We start from the raw sequence: 17,295 nt of genomic DNA on the forward strand, positions 1-17,295 counted from the left end.
CTCGATGAACGCTGGCAGGGCGGTCGGGCCCACGTACGTCGGGGTGGACATCGGTACGTCGGTCATCAAGGCCGCGCTGTTCGACCAGAACGGCGAACAGCGGGCGCTGCGGTCCGCTCCGGCCCGGGTGGTCAACCCCCGCGAGGGCTGGTTCGAGCAGGACATGGACGAGGTCGTCGTCGCGGTCGGTGAGGTCGTACGAGCGCTGGTGGACGACGAAGGCGCGGGTGACCCGCCGGCCCTGCTCGCGCTGACCGGCCAGGGCGACGGCGTGTGGCTGCTCGACGGTGAGGGGCGCGCGGTCCGCCCGGCGGTGTCGTGGCTGGACGCCCGGGCGGCCGGTATGGCCGACAGCTGGCGCGCGGACGGGACCACCGAGGCGGTCTTCCGGCGGACCGGCGGGGCGATGTTCCCCGGCTGCCCGGCGCCGGTGCTGGCGTGGTTCGACCGGCACGAGCCGGAGGTGCTCGACCGGTCGGTCACCGCGGCGTACTGCAAGGACATGGTGATGCAGCGGCTCACCGGCGTACGCGCCACCGACACCTCCGACGCCTCGCTGCCGTTTCTCGACCCGGTGACCCGCGACTACGCACCCGACGTCCTGGAACGGTGTGGTCTCGGGCACCGTGCCGACCTGCTCGCCCCCGTCGCCGAGCCGCTGCCGACCGGCACGCTGACCGCCGAGGGTGCCGCCCTGGTGGGGCTTCCCGCGGGTACGCCGGTGTCGGCCGGTCCGTTCGACCTGCCGGCGTGCGCGCTGGGTTCGGGCCTGGCTGCCACACCGGGGGACGGCCACCTGATCGTCGGTACGACCCTCGCCTGCCAGGTCGCGGTCGCCGAGCTGCAGCCCGGTGGCGAGCCAGCCGGTCTGACGATCCCGCTGGGCCCGGACCGCTGGCTGCGGTCGATGCCGGCCATGGTGGGCACCGCCGCGCTGGACTGGACGCTGAAACTGGTCGGCCGTACGCACGACGACGTCGACCCGCTGCTGGCCACCGGCGAGCCGGGCGCACACGGCGTGCGGTGCCTGCCCTACTTCTCGCCGGCCGGTGAACGCGCGCCGTTCGTGGAGTCCGGCGCCCGGGCACGCCTGGACGGGCTCACCGTGCAGACCAGCACCGCCGACGTGGTGCGTGCGGTCTGCGAGGGCATCGCGTTCGCGGCGCGGCACTGCTTCGAGGCGACCGGCCTGGAAGGAGAGGTCGCGGTGTGCGGCGGCGGGATCCGCAGTCGGGAGTGGCTGCGGCTGTTCGCCGACGCCCTCGGCCGGCCGGTCCGGGTCTCGGCCTGCCCGGAGGTCGGTGCGTACGGCGCGGTGCTGGCCGGGATCGCCGCCACGGACCTGCCGGTGGACACCGCGGCCTGGGCACGTGACCGGGCCGCCGACACCACGGTGGTCAACCCCGGTGAGGGGCCCGCCAAGCGGTACGCGGAAGAGTACGAGCGTTACCGCGCGGCGGTGGACCGCGCGCGCACCGAGTGGAAGGAGCGTCAGGTATGAGGTTGGCGAACGAACGCGCCGAGCTGGTCCGCTTCGCCCAGCGGCTCCGCCCGGAAGGACTCGTGGTGGGTACGTCGGGAAATCTGAGCGTGCGCGTCGGGGACCTGGTGGCCGCCACGCCGAGTGGCCTGGACTACGACGTGCTCACCCCCGAGCTCATCTGCGTCACCGACCTCGACGGCAGGCAGCTGGAGGGCGAGCTGGACCCGACCAGCGAGATGCCGCTGCACCTGTCCGTCTACAACACCACCGACCACACCTCGGTCGTGCACACCCACGCCACCGCCGCCGCGGTCGCCTCCACGCTGGTGGACGAGCTCCCGGTGGTGCACTACCTCACGGCGTTGTTCGGCGGCCCGGTCCGGGTGGCGCCGTACGCGACGTACGGCACACCCGAGCTGGCCGCGTCGGTCACCGGGGCGCTGAAGGGGCGTTCGGGCTGCCTGATGTCCAACCACGGCACGGTCACCGTCGGCGACTCGCTGGCGAAGGCGTACCAGCTCAACCAGTACCTCGAGTGGCTGTGCGAGGTGTGGCTGCGCGCCGTCGGCGCCGGTGCCGCGCTCGGCGTCTCCCCGCGCGAGCTGCCGGCCGACGAGCTGGACCGGGTGATCGAGAAGTTCGGCAGCTACGGCCAGGTGCCGCCGCCGGGCGCGGACGCCCCGAATGCCGACGGAAACGACGGCGGAAACGACGGCGGAAGCGAGGGTTCGGGCGGGGCCGGGCGGTGAAGGTGAACGCGAACGGCCACGACCGCACCGCGCTGTCGGCCGACCGCCGGCGCGGCGACCTGGCCGGTGCCGCCGGCCGCGACTTCGACGTGGTGGTGGTCGGCGGCGGCGTCACCGGCGCCGGTGTGGCGCTGGACGCGACGGCCCGGGGCCTGTCGGTGCTGCTGCTGGAGGCCGACGACCTGGCCAGCGGTACGTCCTCCCGGTCGGGCAAGGTCTTCCACGGCGGGCTGCGCTACCTCGAGCAACTCAACTTCGCGCTGGTCCGCGAGGCGCTGCTGGAACGCGACCTCATGGTGGAGCGGCTGTGCCCGCACCTGGTCGAGTCCGAGCCGTTCCTCTTCCCGTTCACCAAACGCTGGCAGCGGCCCTACATCGGTGCCGGCGTGGCGATGTACGACCTGTTCCGGCTCACCGGCCCGCGCAGCGTCCCCGGCCACCGGCATCTGACCCGGCGGGCGGCACTGGCCGAGATGCCCGGCCTGCGACCGGACGACATCACCGGCGCGGTGCAGTACCACGACGTACGCGTGGACGACGCCCGGCACACGATGACGCTGGCGCGTACCGCCGCGGGTCTCGGCGCCACCGTCCTCACCCGGACCCGGGTCGTCGGCATGCTGCGCGACGGTCAGCGCGTGACCGGCGTACGCGTGCACGACCTCGAGGACGGCGGCCACGTCGACGTACTCGCCGGCGTGGTGGTCAACGCGGCCGGGGTGTGGGCGGACGAGGTGCAGTCCCTGGGCGGGTCGCCGAGCATCGCGGTCCGCCCGGCGAAGGGCGTCCACCTCGTCGTCCCGGCCGACCGGATCGACTCGCGCACCGGTCTGATCGCGCGTACAAGCGACAGCGTCTTCATCATCCGCAAATGGTTCGACCACTGGCTGATGGGCACCACCGACACCCCGTGGGACCACGACCGCGGCCACCCGGTGGCCTCCCGCGAGGACGTCGACTACCTGCTCGGCCAGGCCAACCGCTGGCTGAAGCACCCTCTCGGCGACGCCGACGTGGTGGGCGTGTACGCCGGGCTGCGTCCGCTGCTGGCCGGTGTGCCCGTACGCACCCGCGGCGGGTCGGACGGATCGGCCGACAGTGCGACGACCGCGGCGCTGCGCCGCGACCACACCGTCGTCGAACAGCCCGCCGGCCTGGTGACCGTGGTCGGCGGGAAGTACACGACGTACCGGCTGATGGCCCGCGACGCGGTGGACGCGACGGGACGTTCGCTGGGCCGGACGATCCCGGCGTCGAGCACCGACAAGCTGCCGCTGCTCGGCGCCACCGGCTACGTCGCGGTACGCCACCAGCGGGACCGGCTGGCCCGTGAGGCCGGGCTGGAACCCGAACAGGTCGAGCACCTGCTCGGCCGCTACGGCGCGCTCACCCCGGAAGTGCTCGACCTGCTGGCCGACCGGCCCGAGCTCGCCCGGCCGCTGCCCGGCGCGTCGCACTACCTCGCCGCCGAGGTCGCCTACGCCGCCCGCAGCGAGGGCGCCCTGCACCTGATGGACGCGCTCGCCCGCCGGACCCGGGTCTTCATGGAGACCGCGGACCGCGGCGTGGCGGCCGCTCCCGAGGCGGCCAGGGTGATGGCGTCGGTCCTCGGCTGGGACGAGGAACGCCGTGCCGCCGAGGTCGCGGCGTACACCACGGCCGTGGAGGCCGAGCGGCACGCCGCGACCATGCCGACGGACGACCAGGCGGTGCAGGCCTGGCAGACCGTCGCCGGCGCCGCGGCTCGGTAGGTCCGACGCTGGTGGCAGCCGCCGGCCCCTCAGTGGCAATGGTGGTGGCTGCCGGCGTGTCCGGTGGCGCCCAGGTCGTCGTCGCGTCCAGCAGCGAGGCGTGACCACTGCGAGGTGGGCCGTCCGTCGAGCCGGAACTGGTCGCCGTCGGTCCGGAACCGCTGAGGCCAGCCGTGCGGCGAGTCCTCCCACTGCTCCTGCCGACCATGAACGGTCATGTCGAGCAGGCCGTACGACGGCGCCATCGGCTCGACGCCCCGGCCGGTGGTCCAGTAGGTCTCGAACACCCGGTTGCCCTGGCGCAGGTAGCAGGCCTTCATCCCGAACGCGCGCCCGGCGACGAGTGCGTCGAGCGAGTCCCCCGGCACCGAGTACCAGGGCGCCGGCCAGCCCATGAAGTCGCGGTAACGCGACGACTCCTCGTACGGCCCTTGGCAGAAGACCGCGAACGTGACGTCGCGCGAGTGCAGGTAGGACAGCTCGAGCACCTGGCCGGTGAAGAACGTGCAGCCTTCGCACTGCTCGGCGGCCGGCCCGCCCGTGTGCCACATGTGGTACGACGCGAACAGTTGTGTCCTCCCCTCGAACACGTCGAGCAGGGGCACCGGGCCGCCGGCACCGACCAGATGGGTGGACGGGTCGACCTCGACCATCGGCAGCCGCCGGCGCGCCGCGGCGATGGCGTCGCCCTCACGCGTGTGCGCCTTCTCGCGGATCCGGAGCTCGTCGAGCTGTTTCTGCCAGGTCGGGCGGTCGGTGAGCGGGGGCGCCGGTGGCGTGCTCATGGGTCCTCCTCATGTCGAAGCTATGAGGCTAATAGTGGCTGCTATGGTTTAGCAAGTACGAAAGAGAGGGGTGCTCGGTGCCGACTCAGCGGGGTTATCGGCAGGCATGCGGCGTCGCGCGCGGTCTCGACATCGTGGGGGAGCGTTGGGCGCTGCTCGTGGTTCGCGAGCTGCTGCTCGGACCGAAACGGTTCACCGACCTCCAGGCGGCGCTCCCGACCGCCAGCCCGAACGCACTGTCCGACCGGCTGCGCGAGCTGGCCAACGCAGGCGTCCTACGCCGACAGCAGCTGCCTCGGCCAGGTAATGCGTGGGTCTACGAGCTGACGGCGTGGGGTCGCGGCCTGGAACCGATCGTGATCGCGCTCGGCACCTGGGCGCTGGCCGCCCCGCCGACCACGGAACAGCTCTTCGTGAGCGCGGACAGCGCCATGCTGAGCATCCGCACCTACTTCGAGCCGACGCCGGAGCAGCCCGAGGAGACGCTCAGGATCGAACTACGCGACCACGGCCCGGCCGGCGTGTTCGGTGTCCGCATCACGCCGGCCGGTGCCGAAGTCGCCCACAAGCCGCCCGAAGAGCCGGACGCCACCTTGAGCACCACGACGGATGCCCTCGTCGCCGCCTTCGGCAGCGACGACCTGGCCGGGCTCGCGGCGGCCGGCGCCGTCATCGTCGGTGATCTCGAGGTCGTACGCCGTCTCGTCACGGGCACGCGCCCCGGGTACGACGAAAGTCGTGCCGCCCCGACCTGGCCCACCCACCATCGTCTGGTCCCGCCCCGAAGATCTGGCCCCCGGTGACGGCGGTCGCCTACCGTTGCGGGGTGAGTGAACGCGCGACCGCCGGCCCGGACTGTGGCCGGACGCTCCTTCCGGCCTGGTTGGTGCCGTGGATGGGGCGGTGGCTGCCGCCGGTGCGCCGGGACGTCCTCCTCGCGCTCGTGTTCGTGGTGGGCGACACCCTGCTCACGCTCTCGCATGGTTCGTGGTGGCCGCAGCGGCCGGGCACGGTGGCGTGGTTCCTGCTCGGCCTGCAGGTGCTCGTGGACGCTGGTCTGGTCCTGCGACGGAGGGCGCCGCTGGCCGTACTGGGCGCGGTGACCGCGTACACCGTCCTCGTCACCGTGCTCGTGTCCACCGGCTCCACCGGCGGGCAGCCCGGCCCGTGGACGGTCTGGGCCCCGATGGCGGCAGTGCTGGTCGCCTACCTGCCGGTGGCCTACCCCGCGGTGCGCCGCCCCGGCTGGGTGCTGGTCGGCCTGCTCACCCTCGTCTCCGCCCGGGTCTGGGAGCCCTCGGCCGCGGTCGTCACCATCGCCGTCCTGCGCACCACACTCGGCCCACTGCTCGCGCTGTACTTCGGCGCCCGGCACCGGCTGGTGTCCGTGCTGCGCGAACGCGCCGAGCGCGCCGAACGCGAGAAGTACCTCCTGGCCGCGCAGGCCCGCGCCGACGAACGTGCCCGGATCGCCGCGGAGATGCACGACGTGGTGACCCACCGGCTGTCGCTGATGGTGCTGTCCGCCGGCGCGCTGCGGGTCCGCGCCCGGGACGAGGAGACCCGGCGGTCGGCCGAGGAGCTGCGGGCGGCCGGCTGCCAGGCCCTGGACGAGTTACGGGACCTGGTGGGGATCCTGCGGATGACCGAGGACGCAGAACGCCCGGCCGTCGGCGACCTCGCCACGCTGGTGGCCGAGTCGGAGTCGGTGGGCATCCGTACCGAACTCGCCCAGGTCGGCGACCCGGGCCGGGCCTCGCCGGTGGTCGGGCGGACGGCGTACCGCGTCGTGCAGGAGGCGCTGACGAACGTCCGCAAGCACGCTCCCGGCGCCTCGGTCCGGGTGGAAGTGCGGTACGACACCGACCGGGTGCGGGTGCGCGTCGCCAACACGGCACCGGCCGGGCCGCCCGACCCCGCGCTGGCCGGTTCGGGTTCGGGGACCGGCCTTGCCGGGCTGCGGCAGCGCATCGAGCTGGTCCGGGGAACGCTGACCGCGCGGCCCGGTGCCGACGGCGGGTTCGAGGTGGTGGCCGACCTGCCGGCGTACGTACCCACGGCCGAGCCAGGCGCCGAGCCGACAGGGAAGACCGGCTCCAAGCTGGGGACCACGCCGGAGACCACGGAGGCGCTGCGATGATCTCGGTCCTGCTGGTCGACGACGAGCCGATGGTGTGCGCCCACCTGCGGACGATCCTGGGCGCGGCCGACGACATCGAGGTGGTGGCCGAGGCACACGACGGCGCGGCCGCGGTGGAGGCGGTGATCCGGCACCGTCCGGACGTCGTACTCATGGACCTGCGGATGCCCGGCGTCGACGGGCTGGCCGCGATCGAACGCATCAACACCTTCGCCGAGCGGCCCGCGGTGGTCGCGCTGACCACGTTCGACGCCGACCACTACGTGATGCGGGCGCTGCGCGCGGGCGCCTCGGGCTTCCTGGTGAAGTCCACGCCGCCGGAGGACCTGGTGGGCCTGGTCCGGGTCGCCGCGGACGGGCACACCGTCCTCTCACCGGACGCCGCCCGCCGCCTGGTCGGCGCGTCCGCCGGCGCGCACGCCGCCCGCGACCGGGCCAAGGACCTGATCTCCCGGCTGACCGAGCGCGAGGTCGAGGTGCTGACCTGCCTCGGTGAAGGTATGTCCAACGCGGGCATCGGGCGCCGGCTGCACCTGTCGGAGGCGACCGTGAAGGGGTACGTCTCGCGGATGCTGGACAAGCTGGACTGCGAGAACCGCACCCAGGTCGGGCTGCTCGCGCACGAGGCCGGCCTCACCGGCAGGAGCTCGTCGAACAGCTGACCGCCCGTCCCGCCTCTCGTCCGGCGGCCGGTGCCGGGCACGATCTCCCGTACGACCTCCTCACTCGGCATGCTGACCCGGGGAACGTCGGGGGAAGCCGAGGAGGCGGGCGGATGGCCGGTGTCACCGGGGCCAGCGGTGCCAGTAGTGCCACTGGTGTCAGCGGTGCCAGTGGTGTCGTGGTCGGGGTCGACGTGGGCACCACCGGGGTCAAGGCGGTCGTCGCCGACGCCGGGGGACGCGTGCTGGCCGAGGCCGGCGAGGAGTACCCCACCCGATACGTCCCGCCGCACGGCGCCGAACAGGACCCGGACGACTGGTGGTCGGCGACCGCGCGGTGTGTCGCCGGGGCCCTGCGGTCCGCCGCCGAGGCGACCGGGCTGGGCCCGGCGGACGTGGAGTGCGTCGGGGTGAGCAGCCAGGCGCCCAGCGTCGTCGTACTCGACCGCTCCGGCGCGCCCGTCGGCCCGGCGCTGCTGTGGCTGGACCGGCGCGGTCAGGGCGAGTGCCGGGCCAGGGCGGAGGTCGCCGCGGACGTCGTGGCCGCCACCGGCAACCGGACGGACGCCTACTTCGCTGCGCCGAAGCTCGCCTGGCTGCTGGCCGAGCGGCCGGAGGTACGCCGCGCCGGTGCGGCGGTGGTGATGGCCAACGGGTACGTCGTACACCGGCTCACCGGCGTACCCACCTGCGACACCGGACACCAGGGCCTCACCCTGCTCGCCGACCTGGACACCGGCCGGTGGTCCGACGCGCTGGTCGACCTGTGGGGGATCCCGCGCGGATGGCTGCCCGAGGCGGTGCACCCGAGCACGGTGGTCGGCCGGGTCGGCGCGGAGGCGAGCCGGGTGACCGGGCTGCTCGCCGGTACGCCGGTGGTGGCCGGCGCGGTCGACGGCGCCGCCGCGGCGCTGGAGGCAGGCCTCGCCCGGCACGGCGACGTGTGCGAGATGACCGGCCAGTCGACCGTGGTGAACGCCGCGGTCGAGGCGGGCCGGCTGCGCCGGGACGCGCTGGGGACGATGAGCGTGCTGCCGTACCCGCTGCCGGGCCACCACCTCGTCTACGGGTCGATGGTGGCCACCGGGGGGATCCTGCGGTGGTTCCGGGACGAGTTCGGTGACCGGGAGGTGCGCGCGGCGGCGGGCTCGGCCGAGTCGGCCGGCTCGATGGGCGAGTCCGGCTCGGTGTTCGCGGCCCTGGACGCGCTGGCTGCCACGGCACCGGTGGGCAGCGGTGGGCTGGTGTTGTTGCCGTACTTCCTCGGTGAGCGGTCACCGGTGTGGAACGCCGACGCGCGCGGCGCGCTGGTGGGGTTGTCGATGGCCAGCCGGCGGGCCGAGGTGGTCCGGGCGATCTTCGAAGGTACGGCGTACGGCCTGGCACACAACCTGGACGAGCTGGCCCGGCTCGGCCTGCGCCCCGCGGTGCTGCGCAGCGTGGGCGGCGGATCGCGCGGTCGTACCTGGACCCAGATCAAGGCCGACGTCACGGGGCTTCCGGTCGAGGTGCCCCCGAACACCCGGGGCGCTCCGGTCGGGGTCGCGCTGGTCGCCGCCGCCGGGGTGGGCCTGGTCGCCGACCTGGCCCAGGCTGTCGCCGTGCGGTCGCGTCCGGTGGACGGCGACCCCCAGGAGGGCCGGCCCGCCCAGGAGGTACCGCCCGCCGACCGGGTGACGCGTTACTGTCCGGACCCCGCCCGGCACGAGGCGTACCAGCGCTACTACGCGGTCTACCGCGAGCTGTACCCCGCGCTGCGGCGCAGCTACGACCTGCTCGCGGAAGCCCGCGCCGCCGGCACGTAGCCCTGATCCGCGGGTTCCCGCGGCCACAACTGGCCGGACACCCCGAGGGCCTGTGTGGCGGCGCGGCCCCGGTCGGGGACAATCGGAGCCATGACCGGAAACTTCTCCCGCTACGGCGCTGTCGACCTGTCCGGACTCGCGAACCGGGCCAACCAGCCGGCCGGCGCACCGGGCGGCCGCCCCGGTCCGGCAGGCGCCGCGGGCGCTCCCGGCACGGCCGGGGCCGCGGGCGCTGCCGGAGCCCCGGGCGGCGCCGGCGGCGGATTCGTCATCGACGTCACCGAGGCCACGTTCCAGGCCGAGGTCGTCAACCGGTCCGCGAGCGTGCCGGTCGTGATCGACTTCTGGGCCACCTGGTGCCAGCCGTGCAAGCAGCTCAGCCCGGTGCTGGAGAAGCTGGCGGCGGAGTACGCCGGGAAGTTCGTCCTCGCCAAGATCGACGTCGACGCCAACCCCCGGCTCGCCCAGGCAGCCGGCATCCAGAGCATCCCGCTGGTGGTGGCCGTGGTCGGCGGCCAGCTGGTGCCGCTGTTCCAGGGCGCGGTGCCCGAGTCGCAGGCACGCCAGTTCCTCGACGAACTGCTCCGGCTCGCGGCCGGGCAGGGCGTCACCGGCACCGCACAGCCTGCCGGAGGCGGCGAGGCGCCCTCATCGGAGGAGGCCCCCGAGGAGGACGCCGGCGACCCGAGGTTCGCCGAGGTCGACGAGGCCCTGGCCCGGGACGACCTCGACGGCGCGGCCGCGGCGTACGAGAAGATCCTGGCCCAGACGCCGGCCGACGAGGAGGCCAAGAGCGGGCTCGCCCAGGTCCAGCTCGTTCGCCGGGTGCGCACCCTCGACCCCACCGCCGTGCGGTCCGACGCGGCCGCCCGCCCCGACGACGCCCAGGCGCAGTGTCTCGCCGCCGACGTCGACGTGGCCGACGGTGACCCGCGCGCCGCGTTCGACCGGCTGATCGACGCCGTCCGGCGGTCCGCCGGAGCCGAGCGCGACACTCTGCGGGTGCACCTGCTGGAGCTGTTCGAGGTGGTCGGCGGCGACGACGAGCTCGTACGCACGGCTCGCCGGCAGCTCAGCGCCGCGCTCTTCTAGGGGCCACAGCTCCTCGGCTCGACTCGTCCACAAGCAGGCGGCCGGGGGCGCCGACAAACGGCGGGGCTTCGTTACGCTAGCGGGCCTGGGGGCGCATCGAAGCCGTACGCCGGTCCGGTCAGCGGCTGGTCCGCGTGACCGGCGGGAGCGCCACTTCGAGATCCGCCCCCATGGGTGGTGCCAACGGTTCGCGGGGGTCGACGGGTGAGCATGCGCGTCTTTCGGGTGGTGACAGGTGTCCTTGCCGGACTCCTGGGACTTCTCGCTGCCGTCGCGGGCGGTGTCGCGGCGTTCGGTCTGATCGGCCCCGACGACGTGCTGACCGCCGGCACTCACCGCCTCACCACCAAAGGCGTGGCCATCGCCACGACGCCGGACCTCATCGGCTACTACGACGCCCGGCTGGTGGTCACCGCCGAGCCGGCGCGGCGAGGGCAGCAGGTGTTCGTCGGCGTCGGGAACGACGTCGACGTCCGCAGCTACCTCGCGGGGTCGGCGGGTGCCCGGGTGGTGGATTTCGGCTTCCCGTCGACCATGCGCACCCGCCCGGTAGCCGGTTCCGCCGACCGCCGCGTACCCCCTGACCGGTTGGGCTGGTGGGTCGCCGAGGAGTCCGGGTCCGGTGCCCGCACGTTGTCGTGGCGTCTGGCCGACGGACCGTACGACGTCGTGGTGATGAACGCCGACGGCCGGCCCGGTGTGGACGTCCGCGTCACCGCCGGAGTGGAGTTCCCCGGCGCGTTCCGGTTCGCGGTCGTGGTGTTCGCCGTGGGGTTGGTCCTGCTCGCCGTGGCGGCGGTCGTGCTGGTGTGGGGCCGGCGGCCCCGCGCGCGAGGCCGTGACCGTTACCGGGACCGTGACCGTAAGCGGGGCCGTGACCGTGAGCGGGCCAGGCCGCGCCGCCGGCGGCGGAGTGAGGACGACGACGAACTGCTCTGGGAGGGCCGGGGGGCCTGGGAGGAGAACGAGTACTGGGCCTCCGGGACGTCGGCCGAACGCTGGACCGAGGAACGGCCGGGCTGGCTCGACTCGCCCGCGACCCAGCCGGACGACGGCGCCGAGCCGCCTCCCGGTGAGGTGCCGGCCGGCGAGCCGGGACCGGACCGGGTGCGGACCGGCCAGGCTCCGGCCGGAGAACGCGGAGGCGAGGACCCCGGAGGTGAGGACCCCGGAGGCCGCGTACCGGCGGGACCGTCGCAGGGTCCGGCCGCCCCGCGCCGTACCCGACCCGGATGGGAGTCATCCGGCAACGGCGGCGCGGCCGGCCCCGCCTCGCCCGCACTTCCCTGGCGGCCAGGCAGCACCCGCCGGCCCACCCCGCCGAACTCACCGAACTCTGCGGGCACCGCGAGCCGGCCGGACCGCCTGCACGACGGCCGGCCCGGCCGACCGGACACCGCGGGTCCGGATCCCCAGAACGAGAACAGCCGTGACATCAGGGACACCCGCCACTGGCGTGACACCGGTGACAGCCATGACAGCACCGACAGCCGCGACATCGGAGACGGCGATGACCAGCGCCCGTAGTGGCCGGCCGCGCCGGCGGCGCCGGACGGTGCTCGCGCTCGCGGCACTGGTGACCGTGGTCGCCGCCACCGCGTCCGGCTGCGTGACGATGCCGAAGCAGAAGACCGGAGCCGCACCCGCGTGGGCCCCGATCAGCGCGGAGGACACCGTGGCGGTCGTACGCCAGTACGACCGGCTCCAGTCGAAGGCCGTCCGCACCCGCGACGCCGACCTGCTCAGGTCGGTGGAGTCCGGGCCGCTGCTGCGGGCCGGTCAGGGCGCTATGCGGGTCGCTCTCGGGCTCGACCCCGAAGGCAGGTCGGCGCTCATGTCGCCCAAGAGGTCCGGGACGTTGGCCCACCTGCCGAGGTTCTCCGGCTATCCGGTGTGGTTCCTCGCCGTCTCCGCCACCGAGCAACCTCCGGGGCAGGCGACCGGTCAGGGGTCGGGCAAGGGAACCGGCAAGGGTGACCGGAAGGTGGTCGACCTGATGACCCGGCCGAGGGCCGGGTCGACGTGGAAGGCCGCACAGTCGGTGGTCCTGGACGAGGGCGCGCGGCTGCCCGCCCTCGCCGAGCGCGGAGGTGCGCCGGTGGCGCTTCCCGCGGCAGACGCCGGCACCCTGATCCGGCCGGCGGACAAGACGGCGAGCGCCTACGCCCTGCTGCTGACCGGTGGGCCGAAGTCGCCGCAGGCCTGGGCGTTCGCTCCCCATCCGCAGACCGACCGGGCACAGCAGTCGGCCGCGCAGAAGGTCAGGTCCACGGCGTTCGTCTACCGCCACAGGTACGAGGTGACGTCGGTCCGCGCGCTGGCCACCGCCGACGGCGGCGCGCTGGTGCTGTTCACCCTGAACGAGATCGAGAACTTCCAGGCAAAGGGGTCGGCCCCCCTGGAGTTCGACAGGACTGACCCGGTGGCCGCCTACACCGGGTACCGGACCGGGCAGACCCTCGTCCGGGCGACGTGGGTGTGGCAGGTCGTCGCGCGCGTCCCCGCCAAGGGCAAGGGCGACGGGAAGGTGCATCTGCTCGGTGTCGACCGCGGACTGGCATCGGTGCAGGCGAAGTAGCCCGCGGTTTCCTCAGACCAGGGGTTCGGGGGAGCCGGGGGTGGCGCCGCGTTCGAGGTAGAGCACCGCGCCCTCCGGCGCACCCAGCACGGCCGCCAGCCGGCGGTAAGCCCCGGGCAGACACCGCTCGCGCACCTGGTCGAGGGTGCAGAACTCCACCTGCCTGATCTCGTGCGGCGCCAGCTTGAACGTCGAGAGCAGCGAATCCGGCTCGTGCACCCCGCCGTCGAAGAGCAGCTCCACCGCGTCGTCCCACCCCCGCCACGGCGGCAGCCAGTCGACGCTGAGGAGCTTCCCGATCGGCAGCTCGATGCCGAGTTCCTCCCACGTCTCCCGGGCGGCACCCTCGCGTGGGGACTCGAACGGCTCGACCACGCCGCCGGGCAGCTCCCAGTCCGGCTTGTACGTCACCTGGGCGAGCAGGACCCGCTGCTGTGGGTCGCGGATCACCACGTGCGCGATCAGCCGGGTTCGCGGCAAGCTGGAGTTGACGAGGCCGATGAACCCTTCCTGGGTCTCGGGTTCTGGGTCGCCGGTCAGCCGGGCCAGCACCACGACGTCGTGGCGTTCGCCCTCCGCCGTGCGGTGCGCGCGCAGCAGCCCCTCCCGGCGCAGGCCGGCCCGGGCGGCGATCCGCAGCGACGCGCGGTCGTGTGCCGGGACCTCGGCCTGGACCCGGTGCAGGCCGAGGGTCCGCAGGGCGTGGACGGTGGCCAGCCGGACCGCCCGGGTGGCGTACCCCTGCCGTCGGTGAGTCTCCTCGATGCCCCAGGTGAGTTCGCCCACCCCGCCGCCGAGGTCCTCGATCTCGACGTGGCCGACCTGCCGGTCCTGGGTGAGGACGACGAAGTGGTACGGATCGCCCGCCGTGGCGGACCGCAGGGTCACCAGGCCGTCGGTGAGCGAGCCGGCGGGCTCGTCGGGGTCGGGCGTGGGTGCTGAGGAGGTCACTCTGGGCAGGCTACCGCGCGCTCGCCTTGTCGCTCGTCGCCAGCGCGCTGCCGTAGTCGGCCAGGTCCCGGGTCGGCCAGGTCCCGGGTGGGCCAGGCATGGCGTTCGCCGTGCGACCGGTGCAAGGCGCGGTTGACAGTAACGCGCAGAAAACCCTTCGACGCGGTCCGGATGCTGTGGAAGCCTTGTCGGGCAACACCAAGGGTGGCCACGAGCCGGCCGACGCACACCTACTAAGCTTGGGTCGCAAGACCGGGCCGCGGGTGTGGCGACGACCACATCTAGGCCGCTCGGGAATGCCCCGCCGGACCCCGGCGTTGGAGCACATGTGAGTCGAGAGGTGCATTCGGCAAGAGAGTGCACCCAGTCGAAGCATCGGGGAAACCTCTGCGCCACATTGCCCTGTCACCATCGAGGTGGTGACCAGGTGAGCGTGCGCTGAGCAACGTCGGTGGTCGCCATCGGGGGAGTCAACGAGGACGCCTGCGAGCCCGACACGACTGGTCGTGGGGGGACACCTCATCTCGGCCAACCGCAAGCAAACTGCTTTGGAGACAAGAACAAGATGTGGCCTGCCATTGGTAATTACGCCGATGACTACAACGAGCAGCTCGCTCGGCGGACCCGGGTTTCGGCCTCGGTCGCTGCGCCGAAGAACCGCTGGGTAGTCCGGTCGCTTCGCGGCACCGGCGTTCGGCTCGGTCGGCTTGCCGACCGGCTCGACGCGCCGCGTCCCGGCGCCGAGATCTGCTGACCGGCAAGCGCCCCTCCGGCTCAGCGTCGGCGACAGCATCGAAGCCCGCCGGAGCTGAACTGAGCGTCCTGTAGTCCCAAGACCTACGTCGCGCGGATCCCGCGGCACAACGAAAACCGGCCCCCGGCGGCAACTTCCGCCGGGGGCCGGTTCGCGTGCTGTCCGGGGCTTGTTCGTCCCGCGTCAGGCGTTCACCAACTGTTCGCCGGACGTTCCTCCGACGGCTGCACTGCCTCCGGGTCGAACCGAAGCCACAGTGTGCCCAGCGGCGGCAGGGTCAGCGTCGCCGACGCGGGCTGTCCGTGCCAGGTGACCGGGAGTGCCTCCACCGCACCGAGGTTGCCGACGCCGGATCCGGTGTAGCTGTGCGCGTCGGTGTTGACGATCTCCCGCCACCTGCCGGCGGCCGGCAGACCGAGGCGGTAGTTGTGGTGGGGTACGCCGGCGAAGTTGGCGACGCAGGCCAGCACACTGCCCTTCGGGCCGTACCGCAGGAAGCTGAACACGTTGTTGCCCGCGTCGTTGGCGTCGATCCAGGCGAACGCCTCGGGCAGGTGGTCGGTGGCCCACAGCTCCGGCGCGTCGGCGTACACCGCGTTCAGGTCGCGGACCAGCGACCGCACCCCCTTGTGCTCGGGGAAGTCCAGCAGCCACCAGTCCAGCTCACGTGACTCCGCCCATTCCTGCGGCTGCGCGAGCTCCCCGCCCATGAACAGCAGCTGCTTGCCCGGGTGCGCCCACATAAACGCCAGGTAGGCCCGCAGGTTTGCCAGCTGCTGCCAGCGGTCGCCCGGCATCTTGGTGAGCAGGGAGCCCTTGCCGTGCACCACCTCGTCGTGCGAGAGCGGCAGGACGAAGTTCTCCGAGTGGGAGTAGACGAGGGAGAACGTCATCTGGTGGTGGTGGAAGGAGCGGTAGATCGGCTCGCGGGAGAGGTAGTCCAGCGAGTCGTGCATCCAGCCCATGTTCCACTTGAAGCCGAAGCCCAGGCCGCCGAGGTGGACCGGGCGGGTGACCCCGGGCCACGACGTCGACTCCTCCGCGATCGTGGTGATCCCCGGAACCCGGCGGTAGCAGGCCGAGTTGACCTCCTGCAGGAAGCTCACCGCCTCGAGGTTCTCCCGGCCGCCGTACTCGTTGGGAGTCCACTGGCCCTCGGCGCGGGAGTAGTCGAGATAGAGCATCGAGGCGACCGCGTCCACGCGCAGGCCGTCGACGTGGAACTCCTCCAGCCAGTACAGCGCGTTCGCCACCAGGAAGTTGCGGACCTCCCGCCGGCCGAAGTCGAAGATCAGCGTTCCCCAGTCGGGGTGCTCGCCCCGGCGGGGGTCGGCGTGCTCGTAGAGCGGGGTGCCGTCGAAGCGGGCCAGCGCCCAGTCGTCCTTCGGGAAGTGCGCCGGAACCCAGTCCAGGATGACGCCGATGCCGGCCTGGTGCAGCGCGTCGACCAGGGCGCGGAAGCCGTCGGGGTCGCCGAGCCGGGCGGTCGGCGCGAAGTACGAGGAGACCTGGTAGCCCCACGACCCGCCGAAGGGGTGCTCCATCACCGGCAGCAGCTCGACGTGGGTGAAGCCCATCTCCACGACGTAGGCGACCAGCTCGTCGGCCAGCTCGTGGTAGCTGCGGCCACGCCGCCACGACCCCAGGTGCACCTCGTAGGTGCTCATCGGCGCGGCGTACTGCTCGGTGGCCGCCCGCCGGGCCAGCCACTCCTCGTCACCCCAGGTGTACTGCGAGGTGTGCACCACCGAGGCGTTCGCCGGCGGCACCTCGGTACGGAAGGCCATCGGGTCGGACTTCTGCCGGCGCACGCCGTCGCGGCCGAGGATCTCGTAACGGTAGATGGTGCCGTCGCCGACGTCGGGGACGAACAGCTCCCACACGCCGCTGCTGCCGAGCGAGCGCATCGGGTGCGGCCGGCCGTCCCAGCCGTTGAAGTCGCCGACGACGCGCACGCCGCGGGCGTTGGGCGCCCACACCGCGAACGACGTGCCGGTGACCGTCCCGCTCGGGGTCTCGTAGCTGCGCACGTGCGCGCCGAGCACCTGCCAGAGGTTCTCGTGCCGGCCCTCGCCGATGAGGTGGAGGTCGACCTCGCCCAACGTGGGCAGGAAGCGGTACGGGTCGTCGGCGGGAACCGTCACCCCGTGTGGATAACCGACCTCCAGCCGGTAGTCGGTCACCTCCGAGCCGGGCAGGGTGCCCACCCACACGCCGTTGTGCTCGTGCTCCAGCTCGATCCGCTGGTCACCGACGCGGGCGACCACCTGCTCGGCCATCGGGCGCAGCACGCGCAGGGTCACCTCGCCCTGGTGCACGTGCGGCCCGAGGATCGTGTGCGGTGCGTGGTGGTCGCCGTCGACCAGCCGGTCGATCTCGGCCGGGTCGACCTTCGGGCGGCCGCCGCCGTTCGGCGTGTCCCGGCCGAGCGTCCTGCCGGTGCTCGGCTGACCGGTGCTCGGCTGGCTCGGCTGACCGGAACTCGGCTGGCTCGGCCGACCGGCGCTCGGCTGAGCCGCGCCGGTCTGCTGGGTCTGTTCCGCGT

The 17,295-nt window shown here is 73.2% G+C and carries 13 protein-coding genes and 1 pseudogene; 11 read left to right on the forward strand and 3 right to left on the reverse strand.

Annotated elements, in window-relative coordinates; all coding sequences use genetic code 11:
* The first annotated feature begins 4 nt into the window (after window positions 1-4).
* The 3 genes from F4554_RS08635 to F4554_RS08645 are packed head-to-tail and all read left to right on the forward strand — an operon-like array spanning window position 5 to window position 3,983.
* A complete protein-coding gene (locus F4554_RS08635) occupies window positions 5-1,501 on the forward strand; it encodes an FGGY-family carbohydrate kinase (protein ID WP_179786909.1) in 1,497 nt (498 codons plus the stop codon).
* Window positions 1,498-2,232, forward strand: coding sequence for a class II aldolase/adducin family protein (locus F4554_RS08640; RefSeq protein WP_179786910.1), 735 nt, complete (start codon window positions 1,498-1,500; stop codon window positions 2,230-2,232). The genes F4554_RS08635 and F4554_RS08640 overlap by 4 nt, the downstream gene beginning before the upstream one ends.
* Window positions 2,229-3,983, forward strand: a complete 1,755-nt coding sequence (locus F4554_RS08645; protein ID WP_337795930.1) for a glycerol-3-phosphate dehydrogenase/oxidase — start codon at window positions 2,229-2,231, stop codon at window positions 3,981-3,983. Before F4554_RS08640 ends, F4554_RS08645 begins: the two co-directional genes overlap by 4 nt.
* 29 nt (window positions 3,984-4,012) lie before the next feature.
* Here F4554_RS08645 and F4554_RS08650 read toward each other — a convergent pair whose 3' ends face one another.
* Entirely contained in the window at window positions 4,013-4,768 is a 756-nt protein-coding gene (locus tag F4554_RS08650) for a DUF899 family protein (protein ID WP_179786911.1), read from the reverse strand.
* A gap of 77 nt (window positions 4,769-4,845) precedes the next feature.
* Here F4554_RS08650 and F4554_RS08655 point away from each other — a divergent pair, with 77 nt between their 5' ends.
* From F4554_RS08655 to F4554_RS08685, 7 genes are all read left to right on the forward strand, one after another.
* Window positions 4,846-5,571 carry a winged helix-turn-helix transcriptional regulator gene (locus F4554_RS08655; RefSeq protein ID WP_179786912.1) on the forward strand — a complete coding sequence of 242 codons (726 nt, stop codon included), beginning with the start codon at window positions 4,846-4,848 and terminating at the stop codon, window positions 5,569-5,571.
* A gap of 23 nt (window positions 5,572-5,594) precedes the next feature.
* Window positions 5,595-6,908: a histidine kinase gene (locus tag F4554_RS32010; RefSeq protein WP_202889211.1), complete on the forward strand. Its 1,314-nt coding sequence runs from the start codon at window positions 5,595-5,597 to the stop codon at window positions 6,906-6,908.
* Entirely contained in the window at window positions 6,905-7,570 is a 666-nt protein-coding gene (locus tag F4554_RS08665) for a response regulator (protein WP_179786913.1), read from the forward strand. Before F4554_RS32010 ends, F4554_RS08665 begins: the two co-directional genes overlap by 4 nt.
* Window positions 7,571-7,683: 113 nt before the next feature.
* On the forward strand, window positions 7,684-9,375 hold the full coding sequence (locus tag F4554_RS08670) for a xylulokinase (RefSeq protein WP_179786914.1): 1,692 nt from the start codon (window positions 7,684-7,686) through the stop codon (window positions 9,373-9,375).
* Between the two features lie 90 nt (window positions 9,376-9,465).
* Window positions 9,466-10,467, forward strand: coding sequence for a tetratricopeptide repeat protein (locus F4554_RS08675; protein ID WP_179786915.1), 1,002 nt, complete (start codon window positions 9,466-9,468; stop codon window positions 10,465-10,467).
* 204 nt (window positions 10,468-10,671) lie between these two features.
* On the forward strand, window positions 10,672-11,994 hold the full coding sequence (locus F4554_RS08680; RefSeq protein ID WP_179786916.1) for a hypothetical protein: 1,323 nt from the start codon (window positions 10,672-10,674) through the stop codon (window positions 11,992-11,994).
* Window positions 11,978-13,045, forward strand: a complete 1,068-nt coding sequence (locus tag F4554_RS08685; RefSeq protein WP_179786917.1) for a DUF8094 domain-containing protein — start codon at window positions 11,978-11,980, stop codon at window positions 13,043-13,045. Before F4554_RS08680 ends, F4554_RS08685 begins: the two co-directional genes overlap by 17 nt.
* 12 nt (window positions 13,046-13,057) lie before the next feature.
* Here F4554_RS08685 and F4554_RS08690 read toward each other — a convergent pair whose 3' ends face one another.
* Entirely contained in the window at window positions 13,058-13,996 is a 939-nt protein-coding gene (locus F4554_RS08690; RefSeq protein ID WP_179786918.1) for a GNAT family N-acetyltransferase, read from the reverse strand.
* Window positions 13,997-14,447: 451 nt separating this feature from the next.
* Here F4554_RS08690 and F4554_RS08695 point away from each other — a divergent pair, with 451 nt between their 5' ends.
* The gene (locus F4554_RS08695; protein WP_179786919.1) at window positions 14,448-14,750 is read left to right on the forward strand and encodes a hypothetical protein; all 303 of its coding nucleotides are present in this window, start codon (window positions 14,448-14,450) and stop codon (window positions 14,748-14,750) included.
* A gap of 183 nt (window positions 14,751-14,933) precedes the next feature.
* Here F4554_RS08695 and glgB read toward each other — a convergent pair.
* Window positions 14,934-17,122 (reverse strand): annotated as a pseudogene (gene glgB / locus F4554_RS08700) (1,4-alpha-glucan branching protein GlgB); the annotation flags it as partial.
* Window positions 17,123-17,295: the final 173 nt, after the last annotated feature.

Origin of the sequence: Actinopolymorpha rutila, from assembly GCF_013407855.1 — a bacterium.
In the GTDB taxonomy this organism is placed as follows: Bacteria; Actinomycetota; Actinomycetes; order Propionibacteriales; family Actinopolymorphaceae; genus Actinopolymorpha; species Actinopolymorpha rutila.

Bases quoted from the DNA above. Each gene is read 5' to 3' on its own strand.
- F4554_RS08670 (WP_179786914.1), top strand. From the start codon at position 7,684: ATGGCCGGTGTCACCGGGGCCAGCGGTGCCAGTAGTGCCACTGGTGTC.
- F4554_RS08665 (WP_179786913.1), top strand. From the start codon at position 6,905: ATGATCTCGGTCCTGCTGGTCGACGACGAGCCGATGGTGTGCGCCCAC.
- F4554_RS08675 (WP_179786915.1), top strand. From the start codon at position 9,466: ATGACCGGAAACTTCTCCCGCTACGGCGCTGTCGACCTGTCCGGACTC.
- F4554_RS08685 (WP_179786917.1), top strand. From the start codon at position 11,978: ATGACCAGCGCCCGTAGTGGCCGGCCGCGCCGGCGGCGCCGGACGGTG.
- F4554_RS08650 (WP_179786911.1), bottom strand. From the start codon at position 4,768: ATGAGCACGCCACCGGCGCCCCCGCTCACCGACCGCCCGACCTGGCAG.
- F4554_RS08635 (WP_179786909.1), top strand. From the start codon at position 5: ATGAACGCTGGCAGGGCGGTCGGGCCCACGTACGTCGGGGTGGACATC.
- F4554_RS08640 (WP_179786910.1), top strand. From the start codon at position 1,498: ATGAGGTTGGCGAACGAACGCGCCGAGCTGGTCCGCTTCGCCCAGCGG.